This window comes from uncultured Granulicatella sp. (assembly GCF_963528315.1).
In the GTDB taxonomy this organism is placed as follows: domain Bacteria; phylum Bacillota; class Bacilli; order Lactobacillales; family Aerococcaceae; genus Granulicatella.
The window spans coordinates 1-7,883 of sequence record NZ_CAURVV010000059.1; the positions used below are offsets into that span (position 1 = coordinate 1).

At 35.4% G+C, this 7,883-nt stretch carries 7 protein-coding genes; all 7 read right to left on the bottom strand.

The window, feature by feature from the left end:
• Positions 1–146: 146 nt before the first annotated feature.
• Positions 147–602: an 8-oxo-dGTP diphosphatase gene (locus tag RYK07_RS08400; protein WP_314076930.1), complete on the bottom strand. Its 456-nt coding sequence runs from the start codon at positions 600–602 to the stop codon at positions 147–149.
• Between the two features lie 18 nt (positions 603–620).
• Positions 621–1,055, bottom strand: coding sequence for a peptide-methionine (R)-S-oxide reductase MsrB (gene msrB, locus RYK07_RS08405; RefSeq protein ID WP_006702836.1), 435 nt, complete (start codon positions 1,053–1,055; stop codon positions 621–623).
• Between the two features lie 11 nt (positions 1,056–1,066).
• Entirely contained in the window at positions 1,067–3,055 is a 1,989-nt protein-coding gene (mutL, locus tag RYK07_RS08410) for a DNA mismatch repair endonuclease MutL (RefSeq protein WP_314853427.1), read from the bottom strand.
• Between the two features lie 4 nt (positions 3,056–3,059).
• Positions 3,060–5,675, bottom strand: coding sequence for a DNA mismatch repair protein MutS (gene mutS, locus RYK07_RS08415; RefSeq protein WP_314853428.1), 2,616 nt, complete (start codon positions 5,673–5,675; stop codon positions 3,060–3,062).
• A gap of 22 nt (positions 5,676–5,697) precedes the next feature.
• Positions 5,698–6,495, bottom strand: a complete 798-nt coding sequence (locus RYK07_RS08420) for a TIGR00282 family metallophosphoesterase (protein ID WP_314853429.1) — start codon at positions 6,493–6,495, stop codon at positions 5,698–5,700.
• Between the two features lie 141 nt (positions 6,496–6,636).
• On the bottom strand, positions 6,637–6,966 hold the full coding sequence (locus RYK07_RS08425) for an AzlD domain-containing protein (protein ID WP_314853430.1): 330 nt from the start codon (positions 6,964–6,966) through the stop codon (positions 6,637–6,639).
• Positions 6,963–7,667 (bottom strand): AzlC family ABC transporter permease, encoded by a 705-nt coding sequence (locus RYK07_RS08430; protein ID WP_314853431.1) that lies wholly within the window; start codon positions 7,665–7,667, stop codon positions 6,963–6,965. Before RYK07_RS08430 ends, RYK07_RS08425 begins: the two co-directional genes overlap by 4 nt.
• Positions 7,668–7,883: the final 216 nt, after the last annotated feature.

Consider the following 7,883-nt stretch of genomic DNA (forward strand, 5'->3'; position numbering starts at 1 on the left):
CATAATAGTAGCCGAAACTCGGCTACTATTATTAGGAAATTTCGAGACCAAGGCTGGAAATTTAGCAATGAAACCCAAAGGGTTTGCTTGCGTCCTTTGCTACTATATTTAGAAAGTCTTTCGTAGTTTCGTATAAAAAGTCTGTCCTACTTCAATTCCGGAATATACTCCTCATCCCCATAATTGAAAAACAATTCAGTAGGTCCCTTTTGTTCAAAGATGTCTAACATTTGATCCAAATGCCATAATGGTTCTCTCTTCTTCAAATCTTCTAAAGAAATCCAAAACATATCTCCCTCAGAAGAAGAACGGAGTTCACCAGTGTAATGACTCGTCTTGTATAAAAAGACAATATAACGTGTTCCATCTGGTCGAATCCAATCCTTGATTCCACAAAACTCTAACTGACTAATCGTTAAACCCGTTTCTTCTTTTATTTCTCGAATGGTCGAATCTACAATCGATTCCATTGGTTCAACATGTCCTCCAGGAAAGATTAATCCTTGTGCATAACTTAAATTTTTCTCTTGCACTAAAACATTTCCCTCTTGGTCATAAATCATACACATATTAGTCAATTCAGTATGAACAGTACGACTCATTTTCTAACTCCATTTCTCTTAAAAATATTGAAGAAATTCTCCATATCCTTCTTTTTCTAAATCTGCTTTTGGAATAAATCTTAATGCTGCAGAATTAATACAATAACGTAATCCACCTAATTCTTCTGGACCATCTGGGAATACATGCCCTAAATGAGAATCCGCTTTTTGACTACGAACTTCTGTACGAACACGATTTAGTTTATGGTCTTCTTTTTCTGTTAATGTTGTATTTTGAATTGGTTTTGAAAATGATGGCCAACCACAACCTGCATCAAATTTATCTTTTGAACTAAATAATGGTTCACCACTCACAACATCTACATAAATTCCTTCTTCAAAAAATTCATCATATTCTCCTGAAAAAGGACGTTCTGTCGCTTCATTTTGTGTCACTTCATATTGAATTTCTGTTAATCGTTGTTTTAATGCTTCTTTTGAAAAATCTGACATTTTTCTTCCTCCTAATCTTCAAACTTCCACTTCGATTGATGTGGATCTTGAATTCGTTTAAATAATTTTTCTAAATCTTTATTGCTTAAATGAACTAATACTGGTCTACCGTGAGGACAATTATACGGATTTTTACATTTTGCTAAGTCCACTAATAATTGTTCCGCTTCAAGTGTTGTTAGACGATGATTCGCCTTAATCGAACCTTTACAGCTCATCATAATGGCGGTCGCTTTACGCAATTGAGCCACTGTTACTTTTTGATTCGAGAGAACTAAATCAATAATTTCCTCAATGATTTCTTTTTCTTCTCCCTGCTTAATCCAACTAGGATGAGACTGAATTTGAAACGTATGCGTTCCAAATGGTTCGATTTCAATACCAAATTCTCGAATCATTTCTAAGGACTCTTGTAATTTTAACGCTTCTTTTTTAGAAAATTCCATAACAATCGGAATCATTAATGATTGACTGACAGGCGCTACTTCTCCAATGGAAACTTTAAAAAATTCGTATTTAATGCGTTCCTGAGCAGCATGTTGGTCTATCATGTATAAACCTTTTTCATTTTGCGCAAATAAATATGTCCCATGCATTTGTCCAAAATAATGTAATTCTGGAAAATCAGTTTCAAAATTTTCTTCATCCAAATCTTGTGATAATTTCCAATAATTCGCTTTTTCTTGATGAAAATCGATTCGACAATCTTCGCAGTCCTCTTTGTTATGAACCGTTATTTGTACTGGAATTTCTTCTGTTACTTTTTCAGAAGGTTCTCTCTCAAATGGACTCCCTTCAGTTTCTAAAGGTAAAGCTTCAGAACTCACCTCTTCACTCATATACGAAGGAGTCTCCTCCTCTTGAATCCACTCGCTCGGAGTCTCAACTCGAATGGACGGCTGAACAGGTTTTAAGTCAAAATTCAATGTTTCTTGTTCCACTACTGGACGAGCAATTGAAGTATCCGTTACTTTCCGCTTAAATGGTAAATCTTCTAATGATTCAGGAATCCGTTGCACTCCTTGGATTGACGCATGTATCGCTTTTTGAATAAGCGCTGATAGCTCCACTTCTTTACTAATACGCACTTCCTGCTTTGTTGGATGCACATTGACATCGACTAATTGGAAATCCATTTCAATATCAATCACTGTTATTGGAAAACGACCCACCATTAAAGTAGAACCATATCCTGCCACAATTGCTTTAGAGATAGCAATATTGCGAATGGAACGACCATTGATAAAAATCGAAATATAATTTCTGTTCGATCTTGTTAATTCGGGTAAGGAAGTATAGCCACTAACTTTGAAGTCATCATCTTCCCCAGTAAACGCTAACATTTTACGAGCATTAGTAGGGCCTAAATTCCCCGCAATTGCTTGGCGTAAGTCGCCATTTCCTGCTGTACGAATTAATTCATTTCCTTCATTTCTTAAAATAATCGAAATTTCTGGATGACTTAGAGAAATTTTACTCACAACATCTGTAATATGAGCAATTTCCGTTTGCAGTGTGCGAACAAATTTCAAACGAGCAGGTGTATTATAAAATAAATCTGAAACTTCAATGGTCGTTCCTTTTAACGGAGGTACTTGCGTTTCTTCTACAATATTTCCTGATTCCACTTTTAACTGAGTTCCTACGTCTTCTCCAGTTGAAGTCGTTAAGGTCACTTTTGAAACAGCCGTAATACTTGCTAAAGCTTCTCCTCTGAATCCTAATGTTTTAATGCGGAATAATTGTTCAGGCGAATAAATTTTACTCGTTGTATGACGGCGAATCGATAAGACAGCATCCTCTCGACTCATCCCTGATCCATTATCGGTAATTCGAATGAGTTTTAATCCTGCTTCTTCAATTTCAATGACAATTCTTGTACTACCAGCATCTACTGCATTTTCCAATAATTCTTTGACAACAGAAGACGGACGTTCAATAACTTCCCCTGCTGCAATTTGGTTGGTTAATAAAGCACTTAATTCTTTAATTTTCCCCATAGACTCACCCTTTCAGTCTTGTTTGCCATTGGTCGATAAATTGCAACGCTTGAAGTGGCGTTAAATTCATCACTCGAACGGATTTCAACTCCTCTAATACTTCTTGGTCGTTATTACTTGTAAATAAGTCCAATTGTTCTGACTCGACACGTGGAATTTCAACTGTAGCACTACTTTCTACGTCTTCCACTCTACGTTCCACCTCAGCATTTTCTTGAAGACTAACCTGTGCTTGCGAATTGTTTTCTAATATTGTTAAAATATTTTCCGCATGACTTAATAATGATGAAGGCAATCCTGCTAATTTAGCAACATGAATTCCATAACTCTTATCTGCTGGCCCTTCCATAATTTTATGAAGGAAAACTACTTCCCCATCTTTTTCAATCGCTCCAACATGAACATTTTTCAAATCTTCATACGTATCACTTAAAGCTGTTAATTCATGATAATGAGTTGAGAACAGTACTTTTGCAGTTAAATGTTCATGAATATAGCCAATAATGGCATGAGCAAGAGCCATCCCATCATAAGTTGCTGTCCCTCTTCCGATTTCATCAAATAATAATAAACTCGTTTGGTCAGCCTGACGTAGTGCTGTATTAGTTTCCATCATTTCTACCATGAAAGTACTTTGACCTGAAATTAAATCATCTGCGGCGCCAATTCGTGTAAAAATTTTCGTAAAAATTGGAATTTTCGCACTTGTCGCAGGAACAAAACAACCAATTTGCGAAAGAATCACACATAGCGCTAACTGTCTCATATACGTTGATTTCCCGGACATATTTGGCCCTGTAATTAATAAAATATGATCTTCCGGTGTCATTTGAATCGAATTAGGTACATAACTAGAACGTCCCATTACCTTTTCAACAACCGGGTGACGACCATCAATAATTTCTAACGAACGATCCATTAATGAAATCGTAGGTCTTACTAATTGATACGCTTCACTGACTGTACTAAACGACTGCAACACATCAATCGTAGCAACTGCTTTTGCCAATTCTTGTAATTGTTCCGTATAAGTTTTCACTTCTTCACGAACAGCCACAAATAATTCATATTCTAGTAAACTTGATTTCTCTTCTGCTTCTAAAATTAATGCTTCTTTTTCTTTTAATTCAGGTGTAATAAAACGTTCTGCATTACTCAATGTTTGTTTTCGTTCATAGCGACTATCATCTAATTGAGATAGATTGGCTTTTGTCACTTCAATATAATAGCCAAACACTTTATTATAACTGATTTTTAAGGACTTAATTCCTGTAGCTTCTCGCTCTGATTGTTGTAATTGAGCAATCCATTCTTTTCCATGAGCCATTGTTTCACGGTAAAGGTCTAATGTTTCATGATAGCCTTTTTTGATGATATTCCCATCTGATAAAGATACTGGTGCATCTTCATCAATGGCTCTTTCAATGCGCTCATATAATTCTGGAATCGCATGTAATTGTTGTTTTAACTTTTGCCATTTCGGATGATTCAAACTATCTGCAATCGCTCTAAATACAGGAACTTTCGCCAAGGTTTGTTTTAATTGTAATAAATCTCTCGCATTGGCTGTTCCAAATGAAACTTTCCCAACAATTCGCTCTAAATCATACACACCTTTTAGCGCTTCAATAAAATCGATTCGTTCAAAATAGTGTTGTGTTAAGCTTTCTACTAAATCATGTCGTTCTTCAATCTCAGTTTGGAGCACTAATGGTTTTTCAATCCATTGTTTTAATAAACGAGCTCCCATCGCTGTTTGAGTTTCATCTAAGAACCAATAAAGCGAACCTTGTTTTTGTTGCGTACGAATCGTACTTGTTAACTCTAAATTTCGTTTTGCTTCATAATTCATGAATAAGTAAAAGTCTCGTTCATAGTAAGACGCTTTTTGCAAGTGAGTGAAACTTTTCTTTTGAGTTTTCGCTAGATAAGATAATAAACCTTCCAGAACTTCATAGACATCTTCTTGCTCGATATCTTTTAATAACGCATCGAAACTTCCTTTTTGAATCTCTTCGGTTTGTAAGGTAGATTGTAAAATATCAAAATACAAACACATTTCTTCTAATGCTTCAGAAGAAAAATCTCCTACTTTGACTAATTCTCTCGTTTTTAAACTCGAGCATTCACTACGAACTTCTTCCATCGATTGCACACGAGTCCCTTTTAATTCCCCTGTTGCAACATCAACATATCCTAAAGCATAAGAATCTTTCGATAATGGTTTTAAGGCTACTAAATAGTTATTCGCATGTTGTTGAGAATATTCCGTATACGTCCCAGGCGTTAAAACTTGGACAACATCCCTTTTGACCATTCCTTTAGTAAATTTAGGATCTTCTAATTGTTCACAAATGGCAACTTTCTTTCCATATTCAATTAATGTTCGAATATATTCTTTAGCAGAATGATGAGGAACTCCACACATCGGAATTGGATCTTCTGCATTTTTATTTCGACTAGTTAATGTAATTTCTAATATACGTGCAGCTTCTAGCGCATCATCATAAAATAATTCATAAAAATCTCCCAAACGATAAAACAATAAACAATCCGGATATTGTTCCTTGATTGAAAAATATTGTTCCATCATGGGCGTTCTCTTCGTTTTTTGAGGCATTCGTAAAATTTTCTCCTTTAGGCTATTCCATAAATGGTTGATCTGGTGAAATTTTAATCGGTAAAATTTTCTTCACTTTTCCAGTTGCATCATCACATTCAATAAAACAAGCGGATAATTGCACATCATCAGGATCAGACACTTCGAATCGTGTTGGTAATTGGTTTAAAAATTTACCAATAATGGCTTCTCTTTCCATTCCTAAAATTCCATTATAAGGGCCTGTCATTCCCACATCACACATCACAGCTGTTCCCTGTGGTAAAATACGGGCATCATTCGTTTGTACATGAGTATGCGTTCCAATGACAGCTGTTACTTTTCCATCTAAAAACCAACCCATCGCTTGCTTTTCACTCGTCACTTCTGCATGAAAATCTACAAAAATAATCGGCGTTCTCTTGCGAGCTGTTTCAACAAGTGACTGAATCACTTGAAATGGATCATCTAATGTATTCATAAAGACACGACCTTGTAAGTTAATCACACACACTTCCACTTGATTACACTTGACAAATACCATCCCTTGTCCTGGAACTCCTGCTGGATAATTCGCTGGACGAACCATTTTCTTAGCATCATCAATAAACTCAAAAATATCACGATTATCAAAAGCATGGTTTCCTAATGTCACAACATCTGCTCCTGCTTGTAATAATTGCTTATAAATTTTCTCCGTAATGCCCTTTCCATTCGCAGCATTTTCTCCATTAACAATCGTTACTTGAGGTTTATATTTTTTCTTTAATTTTGGTAAATAATCTTCAATTGCTTGACGACCTGGAGCACCAACAACGTCTCCAACAAATAATAACTTCATGTGACTCCTCTTTCTATTTCATCTTCTATTAGTGTAACAACAAATGTTTTGAAATGGTAGTGTTTTGCTGAAAGAAATTCAAATGGAGCGCAAAAAACTCTTGAAGCCATTAATAAGACCTCAAGAGTTTTCAAAAACTATTTAAGCAAATACAATCTGAATTAAAATCATATAAATCATGGTTGGGACGAAAATACTTAGTAAAGTATTTTGCTTCCACCAATGTAACACTACTACACAGGCAATACTAATGAGTTCTGCTGCCCCAAATGGTGCTTGTGTCCATGCTACATCTTTAACACAATAAATGACTAATGTCGTCATAATCGCTTTAGGGAGTACTTGCGCAATAAATTGTAGTCGAGGAGGTAATACATCATGATGACGGAACATCACATAGGGGAATAATCTCAATCCAAATGTTACAATCGTTGCAACCATCATGCTTAAAAAAATCATCATTGGTGTCATTTAGATACTTCCTCCTTCAATTTGTGTTTCATATTTCTTTCAAAAATGATCATTAATAAAATAACTGTACATGCTAAACTTGGTAATAAAAAGTATTTTGGTCCAACGGTAATTAGCCAGAATAAGGCACTACTTCCACCAATTAAGAACGAATAGTAACGATCACTTTGCATAATTTGATTCACAACAATTAGAACGAATAATGCTGTCATTGAAAAATCAATTCCTTTTGCAGAAAACGGAATAAAGTTACCTGCAACAACTCCAACCATTGTTCCGAATACCCAGTACACATGATTTAAAAAGGCAAGGTAGACATGAACGTTATCAGAATACGTTCCTTCTTCCTCTTGCTTCATCCCCACCATAACTGAAAATGTTTCATCAGATAAGGCGAAGATTAAATAGAAAGCCTTCCATCCTAATCGCTTAAATAATTCAATAAAACTAATGCCATAAAACATCATACGAGCATTAATCAATAAGGTCATGATCGCAATCATTCCTAAACCTAATCCCGCATTCATGAAGCTGACAATCGCAAATTGCATTGATCCTGCATACATAAAAATACTCGAGAAAATTGCCCACCAACCAGAATAACCATCTTGGACCATTAAAATGGCAAAGGCAATACCTAAAAATAAATATCCAAAGAAAATTGGTAATGATAATTTAAATGCTTGTTTCCACTCTTTCATTCCTTAACTCCTTTTCATTCATATACAAATGACAGTGTACCTAATCTTCTATGACCTTGCAACTAATAACTATGGAAATGACGGAATAAAATACAAGAAGAAAAAATCCCTTTGTTGTGAGGTCGCCAGTAGCCACCTATGGTGTCTCTTGGCTAAAATTCGGTTGTTCGACAAATCCTGTTGGTGAGAAATCACCGACAGGATTTTTTATATGCA